This is a genomic window from Faecalimonas sp. LCP19S3_D12, assembly GCF_052121495.1.
Classification (GTDB): Bacteria; Bacillota; Clostridia; order Lachnospirales; family Lachnospiraceae; genus Faecalimonas.
The window spans coordinates 21504-39163 of sequence record NZ_JBQKED010000011.1 but is presented as its reverse complement, the minus strand read 5'-3'; the positions used below and the strand labels follow the sequence as shown (position 1 = coordinate 39163).

The 17660-nt window shown below is 42.8% G+C and carries 17 protein-coding genes and 1 pseudogene; 9 read left to right on the top strand and 9 right to left on the bottom strand.

The annotated features are described in order from the left end of the window. Positions 1-20: 20 nt before the first annotated feature. The 7 genes and pseudogenes from ACTQXY_RS04865 to trmB all read right to left on the bottom strand — a co-directional run. Positions 21-1400 (bottom strand): annotated as a pseudogene (locus ACTQXY_RS04865) (beta-N-acetylglucosaminidase domain-containing protein); the annotation flags it as partial. Between the two features lie 177 nt (positions 1401-1577). Then, entirely contained in the window at positions 1578-2966 is a 1389-nt protein-coding gene (locus ACTQXY_RS04860) for an amino acid carrier protein (protein WP_441658530.1), read from the bottom strand. A gap of 62 nt (positions 2967-3028) precedes the next feature. After that, positions 3029-4162: a toxic anion resistance protein gene (locus ACTQXY_RS04855; protein ID WP_441658529.1), complete on the bottom strand. Its 1134-nt coding sequence runs from the start codon at positions 4160-4162 to the stop codon at positions 3029-3031. Between the two features lie 17 nt (positions 4163-4179). Beyond that, a complete protein-coding gene (locus ACTQXY_RS04850; protein ID WP_441658528.1) occupies positions 4180-5424 on the bottom strand; it encodes a 5-bromo-4-chloroindolyl phosphate hydrolysis family protein in 1245 nt (414 codons plus the stop codon). Between the two features lie 51 nt (positions 5425-5475). After that, complete coding sequence (locus ACTQXY_RS04845; protein WP_441658527.1) at positions 5476-5748, bottom strand: thioredoxin family protein; 273 nt, start codon at positions 5746-5748, stop codon at positions 5476-5478. Between the two features lie 36 nt (positions 5749-5784). Then, positions 5785-5919: a hypothetical protein gene (locus ACTQXY_RS04840; protein WP_441658526.1), complete on the bottom strand. Its 135-nt coding sequence runs from the start codon at positions 5917-5919 to the stop codon at positions 5785-5787. 57 nt (positions 5920-5976) lie between these two features. Continuing rightward, positions 5977-6642, bottom strand: a complete 666-nt coding sequence (trmB, locus tag ACTQXY_RS04835; protein WP_441658525.1) for a tRNA (guanosine(46)-N7)-methyltransferase TrmB — start codon at positions 6640-6642, stop codon at positions 5977-5979. A 132-nt stretch (positions 6643-6774) separates the two neighbouring features. Here trmB and ACTQXY_RS04830 point away from each other — a divergent pair, with 132 nt between their 5' ends. From ACTQXY_RS04830 to ACTQXY_RS04790, 9 genes are read left to right on the top strand one after another with little or no spacing between them, the layout of a single operon-like run. Further along, entirely contained in the window at positions 6775-7086 is a 312-nt protein-coding gene (locus tag ACTQXY_RS04830) for a hypothetical protein (protein ID WP_004613043.1), read from the top strand. Between the two features lie 2 nt (positions 7087-7088). Then, positions 7089-8141 carry a V-type ATPase subunit gene (locus ACTQXY_RS04825; protein WP_441658524.1) on the top strand — a complete coding sequence of 351 codons (1053 nt, stop codon included), beginning with the start codon at positions 7089-7091 and terminating at the stop codon, positions 8139-8141. Beyond that, positions 8138-10069 (top strand): V-type ATPase 116kDa subunit family protein, encoded by a 1932-nt coding sequence (locus ACTQXY_RS04820; RefSeq protein ID WP_441658523.1) that lies wholly within the window; start codon positions 8138-8140, stop codon positions 10067-10069. The genes ACTQXY_RS04825 and ACTQXY_RS04820 overlap by 4 nt, the downstream gene beginning before the upstream one ends. Before the next feature lie 18 nt (positions 10070-10087). Then, a complete protein-coding gene (locus ACTQXY_RS04815; RefSeq protein WP_004613046.1) occupies positions 10088-10519 on the top strand; it encodes an ATP synthase subunit C in 432 nt (143 codons plus the stop codon). A 2-nt stretch (positions 10520-10521) separates the two neighbouring features. After that, positions 10522-10830 carry a V-type ATP synthase subunit F gene (locus tag ACTQXY_RS04810; protein ID WP_004613047.1) on the top strand — a complete coding sequence of 103 codons (309 nt, stop codon included), beginning with the start codon at positions 10522-10524 and terminating at the stop codon, positions 10828-10830. A 17-nt stretch (positions 10831-10847) separates the two neighbouring features. Further along, a complete protein-coding gene (locus ACTQXY_RS04805) occupies positions 10848-11435 on the top strand; it encodes a V-type ATP synthase subunit E family protein (protein WP_441658522.1) in 588 nt (195 codons plus the stop codon). After that, the gene (locus tag ACTQXY_RS04800) at positions 11428-13194 is read left to right on the top strand and encodes a V-type ATP synthase subunit A (protein ID WP_004613049.1); all 1767 of its coding nucleotides are present in this window, start codon (positions 11428-11430) and stop codon (positions 13192-13194) included. Before ACTQXY_RS04805 ends, ACTQXY_RS04800 begins: the two co-directional genes overlap by 8 nt. 15 nt (positions 13195-13209) lie before the next feature. Further along, a complete protein-coding gene (locus tag ACTQXY_RS04795) occupies positions 13210-14595 on the top strand; it encodes a V-type ATP synthase subunit B (RefSeq protein ID WP_441658521.1) in 1386 nt (461 codons plus the stop codon). Positions 14596-14610: 15 nt separating this feature from the next. Beyond that, complete coding sequence (locus ACTQXY_RS04790; protein WP_004613051.1) at positions 14611-15225, top strand: V-type ATP synthase subunit D; 615 nt, start codon at positions 14611-14613, stop codon at positions 15223-15225. A gap of 38 nt (positions 15226-15263) precedes the next feature. Here ACTQXY_RS04790 and ACTQXY_RS04785 read toward each other — a convergent pair whose 3' ends face one another. Both ACTQXY_RS04785 and ACTQXY_RS04780 read right to left on the bottom strand, forming a co-directional pair. Then, positions 15264-15638: a DUF1284 domain-containing protein gene (locus ACTQXY_RS04785; protein WP_441658520.1), complete on the bottom strand. Its 375-nt coding sequence runs from the start codon at positions 15636-15638 to the stop codon at positions 15264-15266. An 8-nt stretch (positions 15639-15646) separates the two neighbouring features. Next, a complete protein-coding gene (locus tag ACTQXY_RS04780) occupies positions 15647-17620 on the bottom strand; it encodes a methyl-accepting chemotaxis protein (RefSeq protein WP_441658519.1) in 1974 nt (657 codons plus the stop codon). Between the last annotated feature and the right edge of the window lie 40 nt (positions 17621-17660).

The window sequence follows — 17660 nt, the reverse complement described above, 5'->3', positions numbered from 1 at the left end:
TGCTTTGACATCTCACGAAGCGCATCGCTTGCTTCATTTGAAATTGCAGAATTGTGATCCACGAAAGAGAAGGATGCATTCCAAATCTCTTCTGCCTCTTCTTTTGTCTCCCAGATATTCCATGCGTAAGATGCATTTCCGAAGATTGCAACCTTACTTGGCTCTGACTGCTGCATTGGATTCAACATAATTCCCTGAATCTTAGATGGTTCCACTCCCGGATGAAGGAATGTATCATATCCACCCATGATCAGGTGTTTCTTTGAGTTATCTGTACAAGGCCAGTTAATCCACATAAATGGTCCATGACCTACATTGTTTGTAAATGTAGAAGTAAAGTTATCCGTCACTTCTCCCCAGACTCTTCCTCCAGTCATAACAATCTGTACGTTGTCCGGTGCCTGTTTCAAAATCTGAAGTTCCTGACTGCTTCCGTTGCCCATATAGTCATATGGAACATATGGAATTGTCATCTTCATATCCGGATATTCTTTTTTCACTTCTTTGAGCCAATCTGTCATATCATTCAACAGGCGTAATCCGTTTTGTCCACCCGGATTCCAGAAGTCATCTGCAAGAATAGCAATCTGACGTACACCCTAATCGATCACCTGTTTGAACTTTGCCTGCAGTTTTGCTAAGTCTTCCTTATAATGTTCATCAAAACGAAGATGATTTTCGCCCGGGAACGGATGCAGCGCATATACATAACGACATTTAGACTCATTTCCTGCCTCTGCCAATGGTCTGATCTTTGTCTTTAACTCTTCCTCCGTATAAAGTTCATCCCACTGCGTGCGGTGCTTCGGATCATCTTTCGGTGCATAAAAATATGCATTCAGTTTATAATATCCGCCCCATTTCATCAGATTCACGCGGTCTTCTGTAGACCATGGATTTCCGTAATATCCTTCAATAAATCCACGGCTCACAACATCTGCATAGTCCTCAATCTCAAAGTTTCGTATTATGAGACTGTCAAGCTGTGCAAATACATGATACAGCGTAGTCAGTCCGTAAAATGCAGAATCTGTATCTTTTCCAAGTACAGAGATGACATTTTCATCACTCGCCAAAAAATACGAATCTGTCTTCTCAAACAATGCATCTTCCGGTGCATACTCTTTTGTAATATAGTCCTCTGCCTCTCCGTCTTCTCCGTGCACGCCGACATAGACGTTCGTCGCACCTTTCTTCGGCTCATCTGACTCCTTCACCTTAATATCTTTGAGCGCCGCTGCCTCCTCCAGCCGGTCTTTTGTCGCCTCATCAATTCCGGTGTCATAGATGACATTCATCTCCTTGCCGAGAATATAATCTCCCTCCTGATATTCCATCTTATGAGGAGTTGGATAGATTACATAGTCCTCTGCGGTTTGTTTTGCCGCCTGTACCGGCATAAAATTAGTCGGTATCGCAACGGCTGCTGTCAGCATCCCGGCAATCAGTCTCTTTATCATTTTCCTTCCCATAATTTTCGCCTTTCCTTTCTCATATTTTATCCTCAAGCACTATCATTTCTTATTATATCATTTTTCATAGTTTTGTGTTGTTTTTTTTATTTTTTTTGTATAATTTTACACCTTATTTTTAATATATTCTTTCGTGATATAGACAACTTCACCATTAAGCAAAATCAGAGCTGTCATATTTGGCAATGCCATCAGTCCATTGAACGTATCCGCCACCTCCCACGCAAGGTGCGGCGTCATCATACACCCCGGCAGAATCATCAGTACATAGACCATTTTGTAAAGAAACGCCGATTTTTCTCCAAACAGATATGCCGCCGTGCGCTCTCCAAAATATGCCCAGCCAACCATTGTTGCAAAAGCAAACAATACGATCGAAATTGCAAGAAATTTATCTCCAAAAGGAATAACCGTCGAAAAAGCTTCCCCGGTCAAAGTCGTTCCATCCACATTTTCGATTCCACGCGCCATATTGGAAAGATACACTTGCGGCTTATAGACACCGGAACTTAAGATTACAAGCGCTGTCATCGTACATACTACAATCGTATCAATAAACACTTCCAAGATTCCCCACATTCCCTGTATGGCAGGAGATTTCACATCTGATGCCGCATGCGCCATGACAGAAGAACCAAGCCCCGCTTCGTTGGAGAATACCCCTCGCGAAATACCGATTTTCATTGCCTGACGAATTCCATATCCTATCACTCCTCCTCCCACTGCTTTCATGCGAAAAGCCTCCTCAAAAATCATGCGTACTGCTCCCGGAACTTCCGCGCGGAAATGAATGAGCACGAGCATTCCGCCTGCCATATAAAACAATGCCACAAATGGAACCACTTTTTCTGTCACTGCCGCAATCCGCTTCACACCGCCTAAAATTACTGCCGCCACAACAAGTGTCACAACCGCTCCTGTAATGAACGGCGGAATAGAGAGACTTTCTTTTAATCCGCTTGCCATGGAATTCGCCTGTGTCATATTTCCCATTCCAAATGATGCAAAAATGCAGAATACAGCAAAAAGCACGGCAAGCCATTTACACCCAAGTCCACGCTCTATGTACACCATAGCGCCGCCAACCCATTCTCCCTTTCTATTTTTATAGCGATACCGTATCCCCAGAAGATTTTCCGCATAAATTGTCATCATCCCCAAAAACGCAGATACCCACATCCAAAAAATAGCTCCCGGTCCTCCTGCAATCAATGCTGCTGCCACACCTGTGATATTCCCGGTTCCAAGTGTCGCAGCAAGTGCTGTACAAAAAGACTGAAACTGCGAAATAGAATGTTCCTCTTCGGTCCTGCGCACACGCCTGTCCCGAAACATCTCCCCGATTGTTTTCCCTAGCCAGATCCGCACCTTTGTAAACTGGAAAAATCCGGTGCGCACGGTAAACATCACTCCGACAAACAGAAAGACAGCGAGCATTCCCCGTCCCCAGATGAAACGGTTTACAACCGCATTGATTTCCTTTACATACTCCATAAAAAATCCCCCATATACTTGGCAATAATACCAAGTATATGAGGGATATGTTATAAAAAGTCCTACCGGATCTCCAATAGTTTCTGTTTCAGTTCATTTTCGATACGGTTCAATTCTACTTCTGCCGTTCTTCTCTTTTCTTTTCCTTCCTGCTGAATCTTCATCACTTCATCCAATGTAGAAATCAAAGATTCATTGGTTGCTTTCAGCGTCTCGATGTCGACAATGCCCCGCTCTGACTCTTTTGCAGTCTCCACCGTAGCGAGTTTGAGTTTTTCCGCATTCTTTCTCAATAATTCATTCGTCATATCAGTCACTTCCCGCTGAGCCTTTGCTGCACGAGAAGAATTTTCCACACCAATCGCCAAAACCATTTGACTTTTCCACAGCGGAATCGTATTTACCAACGTAGACTGAATCTTTTCAGACATGACCGTGTCATTGCTCTGCACAAGACGAATCTGCGGCGCCATCTGAAGCGAGATCGTCCGAGTCAGTTCCAAATCATGAATTTTCTTTTCAAACCGATTACATAATGCATTCAGATCATTGACCGCCTGCGCATCTTCCGGCAGCCCTGACCGTGCAGCTTTCGCCTCCAGTTCAGGAAGCTCCGTCGCCGCAACATCCTGTAATTTCTTCTTCCCTGCTGCAATGTACATCGAAAGTTCTTTGAAATACGTTGTGTTCAGTTCATACATCTTATCCAGCATGGCAATGTCTTTCATAAGCTGTATCTGATGTCCTTCCAGCGCATCACAAATTTTATTCACATTCACTTCTGCCTTGTCATATTTCGCTTTCATATTCGCAAGCTTATTGCCGCCTTTTTTAAAGAATCCAAAAATCCCTTTTTCTTCCTCTTCCTCATCAAAGCTCTTAAGTTCCGTCACAACACCCGCAAGCATATCTCCAACTTCGCCAAGATCCTTCGTCTTTACATTCTCAAGCGCGCTTTCTGAAAAATCAGCAATCTTCTTCTGGGCCCCTGCTCCATACTGAAGAATTGCGTTGGAACTTCTCAGATCGATCTTTGCCGCAAAATCTGCTACCATCTTTTTTTCTTCCGGTGTGAGCACGTCCAATTCCTCAACCTGCTCTTCTTTTACTTCCACAACTTCTTCTTTTGTCTCCCCAAACGGATCCAAGGTCAAAACCGGCGCTTCCTGCATCATCTCATTGATATCTTGTCCCATAAGCTTATGTCCTCCTACTATTTAAAATCTTTTTCTTTATATCCTTCTCTTGCGAGCATCATCTGCAGAACTGAAATATCCGTTGATACGTCAAACGCAGCATCCTGAAACAGATCATCTAAAAGCTTTTCAAACGCTCGACTGATGGTATCGAGTGTATTCTCAATCTCCTGCATCGCATTCGTGATATTCTCCCCTTTTACTTCCAAAGCATCAAACTCACGGTACGCATTCACAAGCTTCAGTGTTGTCGGCATATAATAGTCCATAAACTTATCCATCTCTTTTTTCTGCTCCGGATGTTTTTTCACTGACTCAAAAATACGACGCACAACCTGCTCCAATCTGTCTAACTTTTCAGAAATAACTTCACCCGGAATATCGTCATTCGCCTCACGGATTGTCCTGATATACTCATCCCCGGTGCGGATCATCTCCAAAATCTCAGGTGACATCTTCTCTTCCTGTTCTTTTCTTTTTGCCTCTTCCATCTCCCTCTGCCGAAGCGATTCCTCCGCCTGCAGATAATAGTCATATGCAATCCGATTAATCATCAGGCAGGTCTCCTGCTTGTCCATGTACGCTTCCCGAAACACTCGTTTCTGAATCATCTTTCGAAGATCTTTCCTCGTCTCTGTCTCTGACTGATTCGACTTTTCTGCCAATTCCTTAATCTCACAGAAGCCTCTTCCATTCAAAATCTCTACATATTTTCGCGCCCGTCTGTATCTCTTGCGATAATGATTTCCTGTCGCAGACAAAATAATTCCTGCCAGAAACGGAATCAAAAGCACACCTGGACCTAGAACGATCTCGGCAAGACTTGCTGTACCTATCATCTCTAAAAATGTCTTTGTAACCAGCAGAGCGATCATCCCCGCAATCGAAACAATACTCAATATCGTTCCTGCCACAATGCGTCCTGTCCCTTTTTTGATCTTGGGCGCAAGCACCATATTGATCTGCTTTTTCCCTACCGGTCTTGCATAGTTTGCCTGATAGACATTGCTTTGCTGGTTGGTCTGTGCCTGCTTCCTCAGATTCTCAGCCTGTCTTTTCTGGCTCTCCTCATACTGCCTTCTCACTTTTTCCTTATATACTCTCGCCTCATCCAGCGCCTGATTCACCGTCTGGTTAATTGTCTGGTTCAGGCGATCGTAATTCATCGACTCTACAGCGTTTTGCACCGTCTCTTGGATCTGTCTTCCAAGATTTGAAAAATCATTATCATACATATATCCGTCATATCCTTCCTGAATCATTCTTTCGCTTTTCCGGCAAAGCCCACCGGCTTTACCGGAGTAAACATTCCTCTACTTTCCAATCACCGCCTCAATCCTCTTTTTCAGAATCTCCTCACCGATGATCCCAGCCATCCTCATAACTTCATTTCCTTGTTTCATTATAACAAATGTCGGTACAATTTGGATACTATAATCTTTTGCAATTTCAGTTTCTTTTTCAATGTCTATTCTGACGACTTCCAGCTGTTCCTTATAGACCTCTTCTATCTCATCCACAACCGGCATCATCATATTACATTTCGGACACCAGTGCGCAAACAGAACAATCAGTGTAACCTGCATATGCCACCCTCCCGGACACTAGTGTACAGCTCGCCCTTATGGTTTACATCTTGCATTCAAGATATCGCAGACCTCTTCAAACGAGCGTCTAATGCATTTTAGCTTACATGTCAGTTTCCTGTTATCATAGCAAAACTGACAAAACGAATGTTTCCACTTTCCTTTCCCCATAAGGTTCTCCTGTTCTATACACATACTTTCTATATAGAATATGCCGAAAGCTTCGAACTATTTCCTCGCTGCGATCAACTTATGGATCGGATTGCCAATGCTTGAGAACTTCTGCTCGTATTCTGTCATAATATTCCCCACATTCATCTTTTCATCGTGATGCAGGTCATATGTATGTGCCAGCAATTTCCATCCTGCTTCCGCCACCTGTTCCAGGGAGAACTCAAACAACTGGCTGTTATCTGTCTTAAATTCCACAACACCGTCTTGTGCCAGCACCTTGTCATACTGTCCAAAAAATCGAGTAGACGTAAGCCTTCTCCCGGCATGTCTTGCCTTCGGCCAAGGATCCGAAAAATTCAGGTAGATCTTTGCCACTTCGCCTTTTCCAAACACATCCGGCAGCGTGAAAGCATCCATACAGATAAAACGAATATTTTTCATATCACAAAATTCTTCTGTGTCGTATTTTTCCAATGCCCTCAGCAAAACACTCGAATAGCGCTCGATTCCAATATAGTTTATCTGCGGATTCTGCTTGGCAAGATTCAAGAGAAACTGCCCTTTCCCCATTCCAATCTCAATGTGAATCGGGTTCTCATTTCCAAAGACCGTATGCCACTTCCCTTTTTGTTCTATCTCATTCTTTATTGCAACCGGATGGTTCTGAATCACATCATCTGCACCCGGAATATTTCTAAGTCTCATACTCTTGCACCTCATTCTTTTTTCTCAGTATATCTCGTCGGAGATATATCGTCAATTTATAGTTGCATTATTTTCGCAAAACCCTTTTTTTATTTCTTCTACTGTGTTACATTATTCATATCAGCTTGCACAAAAGGAGGGTTCACAATGAATTCTATTATCAGCAAATTGTCAGAAATTGAGACAGCCGCTACAGCCATTGTAAAGCATGCCGAATCAGAAAAAGACAGGCTCGATCAAAAGATGCAAAAAGACCAACAAAGATTCGACGAAGATCTGGCTGCAAGCACAAAAGAAAAACTGGATGCAATCCAGCAAAATCTGACTTCTAAAATGAATACGCAGCTACAGCAGCTGCAGTCAGAAAGTGAGCGAACCATTCATTCACTCACAAGGGAATACGAAATCAAGCATGAGCAATACGCTCACGAAATATTGAAACGCATTACAGAGGTATAATTATGGGAAATCTACTATCATATAGTGGAATCGTAACAAAGATACATGCAATGCAGGCCAAGCTTTTAACAGATGACCACTTCCGGGAAATTGCACAATTGCGCAATGTTGCCGAGGTGGTCACTTATTTGAAGAAACTTCCCGCGTACGCAAAAGCCTTTGAAACTGTAGATGAGAATACACTTCACCGTGGAGATGTCGAGAAAATCCTCATCCAGTCCCTTTACAACGATTACTCCAAACTGTATCGTTTCTCGGGTCTGGAACACCAACGATTTTTAAGACTGTATCTCAAACGCTATGAAGTTGATTTGATCAACTACTGTCTGCGAATTGTCTACAACCATTATGAAGAACCGTTTGATCTGAATCACAAAAAGTCGTTTTTTGACCGCTACTCCCAGATTTCAATCAACCGTCTGATCACTTCCAAGACCATGGAAGAATTAGTAGACAATCTGCAAGGCACAGAATATTACGCTCCACTGAAAATTTTACAGGAATCCGGGCAGCCCGTCGATCTGTTTGATTACGACCTCGCCCTCAACTTATATGAATTTACCTCCGTCTGGAAAGCGCGCAAAAAAACGCTCAAAGGATTGGAACTTAAGATTTTTACCCGCGACTGCGGAACGAAGATCGATTTGATTAATTTACAATGGATTTACCGTGCAAAAAAATACTATAACATGGATTCCATTCAGATTTACGCTTTTATCATTCCGGTTTATTTTCACATCAAACTTCCTGAGATAAAAACGTTGATCGAAAGCGAGTCATTGGACGAGTTCATGGAACTGCTCCGAAAGACTTATTACGGCAGACGGCAGCCCTTAGATGATGCATTTACCATTGAAAAGATGTATACGGACTGCCTGTCACGCCTTTACTCCACCGACCGCAAAGAACATCCGTATTCCATTGCTTCCATCAACTCCTATCTTTTCCAAAAAGAAGAGGAACTAAGGAAGCTTACAACGGCATTGGAATGTATTCGCTATGGTCTGTCCGCTGGAGAAACATTAAAATATATAGGGGGTGTGAGACCACAATGATTGTAAAAATGAAATTTTTAAGTATCACCGGACCGAAAAATGACATTGACCGGGTAACGGATCTGTATTTCTCAAAATATGAGATTCAATTGGAAAATGCTCTTTCGGAATTAAAAACGGTCGATAACCTTCAGCCGTTTATCGAGATCAATCCATATAAAGATGCACTGGAAAAGGCGAATCAGTTCGTCGGATATTTGTCTGACAAAGAATCTCTTCCGGAAGTTCCGCTTTCGATGGAGGAGCTGTTCCAGACAATCCGTACAGCAAACAACAACTATATGGATCTCAAAGAAAAAGAACAGAACCTGAAAGAGGAACAAGAAGCACTGCGAGACAAACTCAAAGTGATCGAACCGTTTTCAGGTCTCGAATGCAACATCCACGACGTGATGCAGTATCACTTTATCAAATTCCGTTTTGGGCGTGTTGCACTGAACTATTATCACAAAGTAGAAAAATATGTAAGCGAGGACCTTAATGTAATCTTTTTAGAGGGCGGAAGAGATACAAGCTACGTATACGGCGTATACTTCTCCTCCCGCTCCGATTCCGAACGCATCGACGCTATTTTAAAATCACTGCATTTTGAGCGTATTTTCCTGCCGGATGAGTATGATACCACGCCGACTGATGCATGCCGCACACTTGAAAAAAGTATTCATTCGATTGAGAAAAAAATCCGGCATATCGACGAAGAGATTGCTGAGATTCTCTCAAAAGACAGCGCAAAACTTGTCTCGGCACAAAAACGTCTGCAGGTACTCGCCAAGAACTTCGATGTGCGAAAGCTTGCTGCCTGTGTGGAAGACAAACACGATAACTTCTTTATATTATGCGGATGGATGTCCGAGGCTGACATCAGTTCCTTCCTCGAAGACGTCAAGCATGATCCGAACCTGTTTGTCGTCGTGGAAGATGACCACGAGACCTATTTCGGGGAACCTCCGACAAAATTGAAGAACCCGAAGATCTTCAAGCCATTTGAAATGTTCATCCGTATGTACGGACTTCCGGCACACAATGAGATGGATCCGACGATTTTTCTCGCGCTGACTTACACCTTTATCTTCGGCGCCATGTTCGGAGATGTTGGCCAGGGGCTCTGTCTCGCAATCGGGGGCGGACTGCTCTACAAATTCAAAAAAATTGATCTTGCGGGGGTCATCTCGCTTGCCGGTATCTTTTCCACCTTTTTCGGCTTTATGTTCGGAAGTGTATTTGGATTTGAAAATATCATTGAGGCAAAATGGCTGCATCCGATTTCAGCTATGACGAGCCTTCCGTTTGTCGGTCAACTGAACACCGTATTTATCGTTGCAATCACATTTGGAATGGGAATCATTCTCCTGTCCATGATTTTCCAGATTATCAACTCCCTGCGGGCGCATGATTTAGAAAACGCATGGTTCTCACCGAACGGAGTCGCCGGACTGATTTTCTATGGCTCTGTCGTATTGGCGGTTGTCTTGTTTATGACAGGTCACAAGATGCCTGCTAACATTTTGCTCGCCGTGCTTTTCGGTGTCCCGGTTCTGCTGATGGTCTTCAAGGAACCGCTCGCCAAAAAACTTGAAAAGCGCACCGGAAAAACAGAAGGCGGAAAAGTCATGTTTTTTGTACAGGCATTCTTCGAATTATTTGAAACAATGCTCAGTTACTTTTCCAACACACTTTCTTTTGTGCGTATCGGCGCTTTTGCTGTCAGCCATGCAGCGATGATGGAAGTTGTACTTATGCTTGGCGGCGCCACACAAAACAGCAGTCCAAATTGGATCGTCATTGTAGCCGGCAACATATTTGTCTGCCTGATGGAAGGGCTTGTTGTCGGAATCCAGGTGTTAAGACTGGAATATTATGAAATGTTCAGCCGCTTTTACAAAGGAAGCGGACGCGAATTCAAACCATATAATCAGAAAAATGTATAAACTCAGGAGGTTTTCATTATGACTTTAACAGTAAAATTAACTCTTATCGTAACTTTAATCTTAAGCATCATTCTTCCTTTCGGATACTATCTGATCGGTGAGAAAAACAAAAAGCGCTACAAAAAGGCAATCGGCGTCAATATCTTCTTTTACTTTGGCGCTTTTGTAATTGCAGGCATTATGATGTTTGGCGGTTCTGCGCAGGCTGCTGATGCAGCTACAACTGCTGCTTCTACCGCCACAGGACTTGGGTATATCGCCGCCGCTCTCGTTACCGGTTTAGCATGTATCGGTGGTGGTATCGCTGTTGCCAGTGCTGCAAGCGCTGCTCTTGGAGCAGTCAGCGAAGACTCCAGCATTTTTGGTAAATCCTTAATTTTTGCAGGTCTTGCAGAAGGTGTTTGTCTCTACGGACTGATCATCTCCTTCATGATCTTAGGTAAATTGTAATTATGAAGATGTTTTTGATCAGTGATAATGTCGATACGTACACAGGAATGCGACTCGCCGGCGTAGACGGTGTTGTTGTACACGAACGAAGCGAGCTTCACGACGCCCTGCAGAAAGTTATGGATGACAAATCCATCGGTATCGTTTTGCTCACCGAAAAATTCGGGCGGGAATTTCCCGATCTTATCGATGAGATCAAGCTCAAACGAAAACTACCGCTGCTTGTCGAAATTCCTGACCGTCACGGAACCGGCCGTAAAAAAGACTTTATCACATCTTATGTAAATGAAGCCATCGGCTTGAAACTATAGTAAAAGAAGGTGAAATCTTGACAATCGAAGAAAAATTAAAGTATCTGCAGGATGCTTCCATGGAAGATGCCAGAGCAATGGGCAACGAGATTATAAGTGAACATCAAGAGGCTTTAGACCAGATACTAAAAGAGCATAAAGAGACTGCCATCCGTCAGGCGGAACTCACCTTAAAAACAGAGACCGCCAACGCCAGACAATCTTTAAATAAAGCCATGGCAAGAGCACAGATCGAACTCAAACGCGAACAGGGAAAATGCCAGACAGACTTAAAAAACCGCTTGTTCAAACGTGTTCTTGTACTTGTAAAAGAATATATGAAGACAGATGACTACAAAAAAATTCTGGAAAAACGCATTCAAAAATCACTGGATTTTGCAGATGGTGAAGAAATTCTGATCTACATCAATCCAAGTGATGCGCATTTGAAAGATGATTTAGAAGCAAAAACCGGCGCCTCCCTCACCGTAAGCCGAGAGGATTTTATCGGTGGGACACGTGCCGTCATGCAAAAACGACGTATTCTGATCGACTACTCGTTTAAATCAGCACTCTCGGAAGAATACGACAATTTCTTGTTTTTAGGAGGTGGCAACTATGTTTAGAACCGGAACAATTTATGGAGTAAACGGTCCTGTCATCTATCTGAAAGGAAATACCGGATTTAAAATGTCAGAGATGGTCTATGTAGGGAAAGAAAGATTAGTCGGCGAAGTTATCGCACTTGATAAAGATAAGACAACCATTCAGGTCTTTGAGGAGACGACCGGGCTGCGTCCGGGAGAGACTGTTGAGGCTACTGGAGATGCCATCTCCGTAACCCTCGCCCCGGGAATTCTCAATAATATATTTGACGGTATTGAACGTCCGCTGGAACGCATCGCCGAAAATTCCGGTGCATTTATCAGCCGTGGTGTGAGTGTAGATTCGCTGGATAAAGAAAAAAAATGGAAGACACATCTGACAGTCTCCATCGGAGATTCCGTTCACGGAGGTGATATCATTGCCGAAGTGCCTGAGACAACGGCCATCGTGCACAAATGCATGGTGCCTCCACATATCAGCGGGATTATCACTAAAGTCATGCCGGATGGAGAGTACACAATTGATGAACCGCTCGTAACAGTCGAGCTAAGCTCCGGCGAGACGATCGACCTGACTATGACTCAGAAATGGCCGATTCGTGTTCCCCGCCCAACGCACCACCGTTTTCCTGCGTCCGTTCCGCTCATCACCGGACAGCGTATTCTTGATACGATGTTCCCGATTGCAAAAGGCGGCACCGCCTGTGTTCCTGGTGGATTTGGAACCGGAAAGACAATGACACAGCACCAGATCGCAAAATGGTCCGATGCCGACATCATCATCTACATTGGCTGTGGAGAACGTGGAAATGAGATGACACAGGTACTGGAAGAATTTACAAAACTGGTGGATCCTAAATCTGGCAATCCTCTGATGGACCGAACCACTTTGATCGCAAATACTTCCAACATGCCGGTGGCGGCCCGTGAAGCGAGCATCTACACCGGTCTCACACTTGCAGAATACTACCGTGATATGGGATATGACGTGGCAATCATGGCAGACTCCACATCTCGTTGGGCAGAAGCACTTCGAGAGCTCTCAGGACGTCTTGAAGAAATGCCTGCGGAAGAAGGTTTCCCTGCTTATCTGGCATCACGCTTATCTGCGTTTTACGAGCGTGCGGGCATGATGCACAACTTAAACGGAACTGACGGCTCTGTATCTATTATCGGAGCTGTATCACCACAGGGCGGCGACTTCTCTGAGCCGGTTACACAGAATACCAAACGTTTTGTCAGATGTTTCTGGGGGCTTGATAAGAGCCTTGCGTATGCGAGACATTTTCCGGCAATCCACTGGCTGACAAGCTACAGTGAATATCTGCTCGATCTCGCCCCATGGTATAACGAACACGTTTCGCCAAAGTTTGTCGACTACCGCAATCAGCTGATGGCTCTTTTGAATCAAGAGAGCAGCCTGATGGAAATCGTAAAATTAATCGGAAGCGATGTGCTGCCGGACGACCAGAAACTCGTTTTGGAAATTGCCAAAGTCATCCGACTGGGATTCCTTCAGCAAAACGCATTTCATGCAGACGACACTTGTGTCTCATTAGAAAAGCAGTTCAAGATGATGGAAGTTATCTTGTATTTATATCAGAAGTCAAAAGCACTCATCACACTGAACATGCCGATTTCTGTTCTGAAAGAAGAAGATATTTTCGAAAAGGTCATTGCGATCAAATACGATGTGCCAAATGACAAACTCGAACTATTTGATGAATATATGAAAAAAATCGATGCATTCTATGACCGGATTATGGAAAAGAACGCATAAAGGAGGAGGATTTGTATGGCAATTGAATATTTAGGCTTAAGCAGCATCAACGGTCCTCTGATCGTGCTGGAGGGTGTACAGGATGCGTTCTTTGATGAGATCGTAGAATTTGTAGTAAACGGAAACGAGCGTAAGTTAGGTCGCATCATTGAGATTTACGAGGATAAAGCAGTTATTCAGGTATTTGAAGGGACTGAAAATATGTCTCTGCTCAACACCCACACAAAACTCACCGGACATCCGATGGAGATCGCCCTCTCACCGGATATGCTCGGAAGAACATTTAACGGAATCGGGCAGCCGATTGACGATCTCGGTCCGATTACGTCAACGTTGACAAGAGATATCAACGGACTTCCGCTTAACCCGGTAAAACGTGAATATCCTAGAAACTATATCCGCACCGGTATCTCTGCAATCGACGGTCTGACCACACTGATTCGAGGACAGAAGCTTCCGATTTTTTCCGGAAACGGTCTTCCACACGACCAGCTTGCCGCTCAGATTGTAAAACAGGCTTCTCTCGGAGATGATTCCGATGAAGAATTTGCTATTGTATTTGCTGCAATGGGTGTCAAACATGACGTTGCGGAATTTTTCCAGCGCACATTTGAAGAAAGCGGTGTATCCGACCACGTAGTCATGTTCCTGAATCTGGCAAACGATCCGGTCGTGGAGCGTCTTATCACACCAAAAGTAGCGCTCACCGTCGCAGAATATCTGGCATTTGAGCAGAACAAACATATCCTTGTCATCCTCACAGATATGACATCCTTTGCGGAGGCGATGCGTGAAGTCTCCTCCTCCAAAGGCGAGATTCCAAGCCGAAAAGGATTCCCGGGATATCTTTACAGTGAACTTGCGACAATCTATGAACGCGCAGGAATTGTGGCAGGTGTCAACGGTTCAGTAACACAACTGCCAATTTTGACAATGCCAAATGACGATATCACGCACCCGATTCCTGACTTGACAGGCTATATCACCGAAGGGCAGATTGTACTTGACCGTGCACTCCACGGACAATCCGTCTACCCTCCAATCAATATTTTACCGTCCCTTTCCCGTCTGATGAAAGACGGTATCGGAGAGGGATACACTCGCGCAGACCATCAAGATCTTGCCAACCAGCTCTTTTCATCCTACGCCAAAGTAGGAGAAGCGAGAAACCTTGCCTCTGTCATCGGTGAAGATGAACTCTCCCCGATCGACAAAAAATACCTTGCCTTCGGAAAGGAATTCGAGGAACGCTATATCGGTCAGGGGCTGGAGGAAAACCGTACAATCGAAGAGACACTTGACCTTGGATGGGAACTTTTAAAAATGCTTCCAAGAGAAGAATTAGATCGTATTGACACAAAGATTTTGGAACAATTTTATGATAATCGTTCAGACTCATAGAAAGGGGGCGTTCTTATGGATCCTCGCACATTTCCCACAAAAGGAAATCTGATTCTTGCAAAGAATTCTCTGGCTCTTGCCAATCAGGGTTATGAGCTTATGGACAAGAAAAGAAATATTCTGATCCGCGAACTTATGGAACTGATCGATCAGGCAAAGGACATTCAGGAACAGATTGATTCCACCTTCACACATGCATATAAATGCCTGCAGCACGCCAATATTGAACACGGTATCAGTCTCGTATCCCAACTTGCCTATACCGTCCCAATTGAGGATTCTATCAAGATCAAAAGCCGAAGCATTATGGGAACGGAAATTCCACTTGTGGATTACACTCCGGATGAGAATCAGCCGACTTACTCTTTCAGTACAACTGATGAATCCATCGACCGTGCACGCGAAGCATTTCGCAAAGTAAAAGAGCTTACGATCAAATTATCCATGATTGAGAATGCAGCCTACCGGCTTGCGACCAATATTAAAAAAACACAAAAGCGGGCAAACGCTCTGAAAAATATTACAATTCCGACTTATACCACTTTGGTATCTTCCATTTCCAATGCTTTGGAGGAAAAAGAACGTGAAGAATTCACACGATTAAAAGTGATAAAACAGCGGAAAATATAATGGAATACACTATTCTATTCAAAAATGGAGTGAACTTTCTATTCACAAAGTTCACTCCATTTACATGTTCCGCATATTTCTTTTCTCTTCCCCTGAAGTAAGATTCGTTCTGATACCAGTTTAGAAAAAGTATCCCAAGTCAAAACTGTACCTTCTTCCAAACCACAAAAAGAAAGCACTTTCTGATCATATGCCCGAACAAGATCCGGCGTATTACAACTTCCATTTTCTAAATTGGGGCATTTCTCACAGATAACATCTCCATGCGTAATAATTTGCAAAGAAGGATTCTCCTGCATCTGTTCTAAAATCTTTCCCATATGCACCACAAACGAATCGCTATATCCTTCTCCTTGAAAAAATGCAAGGCACATTCCATGATGTGCCCGCAATAAAATCGCTTGCTCTTCCATATTCATTCTTAAATCTGAAATCTTTCAACTAATTCATTTAAAATTTTTGCCTGTTCAGATAGTTCTTCACTTGCCGCAGAACTTTCCTCAGCTGTCGCTGCATTTGTTTGAACTGCCTGTGATATTTGTTCAATTCCCAATGTAATCTCCGATATAGAAGTAGATTGTTCTTCTGATGAAACAGCTATGCTATTTATAATCTCCATTACTCGTTTTGAACTCTCTACGATTCCATCCATTGCCTCAGCTGCTCTTTTCGCTATCGCAGTACCATTTCCTACCGCTGAAACAGTTTCTTCAATTAAAGCTGTAGTATTTTTAGCTGCATCTGCTGATTTGCTTGCAAGATTTCGTACCTCATCTGCTACAACCGCAAAACCTTTTCCTGCATTTCCAGCTCTTGCTGCTTCCACTGCCGCATTCAGAGCCAATATATTTGTCTGGAATGCAATATCTTCTATTGTCTTGATAATCTTTCCAATCTCATCTGATTTTCTGCTAATCTCATTCATTGCAGACATCATCTCTTGCATCTTTTCATTGCTCTGCTCAATATCTTTGCCTGTCTTTACTGATTCCTGATCTGCCTCTTTTGCAAATTCCGCATTGCTCTTCACACGCTCTGATATTTCTGAAATTGATGCAGCCAGCTCTTGAACAGAACTTGCCTGTTCCGTAGAACTCTGAGATAAAATCTGTCCTGTAGCTGCCACTTGCTCGGCACTATTAGTTACTTTTATAGATGTCCCATCAATTTTTTTGATTGTACCTGTAAGAGAATCTGAAATATTCAGCAATGCTTCCTTAACCTTCTCAAACTCACCTTCATAACTATTTTCAAGTGTGTATTTAAGATTTCCACTGGCAATTTGAGTTAAAATTTGGGATATCTCATCAATATAATCCACATAATCCCTTAACCTTCCCGCTGTTAAATTGAAATGGGCTGCCAAGTTCCCCAATTCATCTGTAGAATGATATGTAATTTCCTGATTCAAAGATCCCTGAGCTATTTTTTGCGCAACATTATCAATTTCCTTAATTGGCTTGATAATTCTTCTTAACACGACAATAATCAGTAAAACACATAGAACAATAATTCCTACTACTGCCATTACAACAGTCTTTACCAACAAGCTGTTTAAATCAGCCATTACCTCTTTTTCTGGAACATAAGATACTAGTGTCCAATCTGTTCCGGTAAAATTCTTGAGTTCAATATTTAGAGCATCTCCACCTTCTCCATATTTAAAAAAACCTTCTTTTTTGTCATTGATAAGGCTTTCCACATATTTGTATAATCCGCCCTCTTCCTTCAATGTCTTTCCAACAAGTGTTTCCTTGGAATGTCCTATAATCATTGAATTTTTATTATCAACTAAAAAACATCCTCCACTTTTTTGAATTTTAACATTCTTCACCAAATTAGAAATTTCATTTAAATATAAGTCAGCTGCTATTACACCTCTTACACTTCCCTGTTTGTCTTTTAATTGTCCAGATACACCTACTACATATTTTTGACTTTCTTCATCAAAAAACACTTCTCCAAACTCAATCACACTCGATTTTAGTCCGTTCACGTACCAGGATTTTTCAAAGACATTATAATCTTCCCCCGGCACAAATGTGGCATGTGTCATATTCCCTTCTTTATCAGTGATATAAATACCCGCAGGAAACGCACTATTTTTCTGTGCTGTAAGTTTAATATATTCTTTTTCTTCTTCCGGCGTCATGTTCATATACTGCAATGTATCCGCTTCAGTCTCTATTACTGCAACTGTAGAATGCATCCACCCTTCAATCTCTGCATAGACTTTTTCTGTATTCTTCTGCAAAATCTCACTATTTTCTTTTTTCACGATCTTTGACGTATTCTGATATGTTCCTCCTACAATTAGTCCAATCACTATAATAATCGTTGGAACAATCACTAATATCATCTTGTTTGTAAGTTTTGTTTGTCTTTCCTTTTTCATTTGTTTCCCTCTTTTTCTATCTGGTATATTTTCTACCACT

Bases quoted from the DNA above. Each gene is read 5' to 3' on its own strand.
- ACTQXY_RS04860 (WP_441658530.1), bottom strand. From the start codon at position 2,966: ATGGAGTATGTAAAGGAAATCAATGCGGTTGTAAACCGTTTCATCTGG.
- ACTQXY_RS04855 (WP_441658529.1), bottom strand. From the start codon at position 4,162: ATGGGACAAGATATCAATGAGATGATGCAGGAAGCGCCGGTTTTGACC.
- ACTQXY_RS04850 (WP_441658528.1), bottom strand. From the start codon at position 5,424: ATGATTCAGGAAGGATATGACGGATATATGTATGATAATGATTTTTCA.
- ACTQXY_RS04845 (WP_441658527.1), bottom strand. From the start codon at position 5,748: ATGCAGGTTACACTGATTGTTCTGTTTGCGCACTGGTGTCCGAAATGT.
- ACTQXY_RS04840 (WP_441658526.1), bottom strand. From the start codon at position 5,919: ATGGGGAAAGGAAAGTGGAAACATTCGTTTTGTCAGTTTTGCTATGAT.
- trmB (WP_441658525.1), bottom strand. From the start codon at position 6,642: ATGAGGTGCAAGAGTATGAGACTTAGAAATATTCCGGGTGCAGATGAT.
- ACTQXY_RS04830 (WP_004613043.1), top strand. From the start codon at position 6,775: ATGAATTCTATTATCAGCAAATTGTCAGAAATTGAGACAGCCGCTACA.
- ACTQXY_RS04825 (WP_441658524.1), top strand. From the start codon at position 7,089: ATGGGAAATCTACTATCATATAGTGGAATCGTAACAAAGATACATGCA.
- ACTQXY_RS04820 (WP_441658523.1), top strand. From the start codon at position 8,138: ATGATTGTAAAAATGAAATTTTTAAGTATCACCGGACCGAAAAATGAC.
- ACTQXY_RS04815 (WP_004613046.1), top strand. From the start codon at position 10,088: ATGACTTTAACAGTAAAATTAACTCTTATCGTAACTTTAATCTTAAGC.
- ACTQXY_RS04810 (WP_004613047.1), top strand. From the start codon at position 10,522: ATGAAGATGTTTTTGATCAGTGATAATGTCGATACGTACACAGGAATG.
- ACTQXY_RS04800 (WP_004613049.1), top strand. From the start codon at position 11,428: ATGTTTAGAACCGGAACAATTTATGGAGTAAACGGTCCTGTCATCTAT.
- ACTQXY_RS04795 (WP_441658521.1), top strand. From the start codon at position 13,210: ATGGCAATTGAATATTTAGGCTTAAGCAGCATCAACGGTCCTCTGATC.
- ACTQXY_RS04790 (WP_004613051.1), top strand. From the start codon at position 14,611: ATGGATCCTCGCACATTTCCCACAAAAGGAAATCTGATTCTTGCAAAG.
- ACTQXY_RS04785 (WP_441658520.1), bottom strand. From the start codon at position 15,638: ATGGAAGAGCAAGCGATTTTATTGCGGGCACATCATGGAATGTGCCTT.
- ACTQXY_RS04780 (WP_441658519.1), bottom strand. From the start codon at position 17,620: ATGAAAAAGGAAAGACAAACAAAACTTACAAACAAGATGATATTAGTG.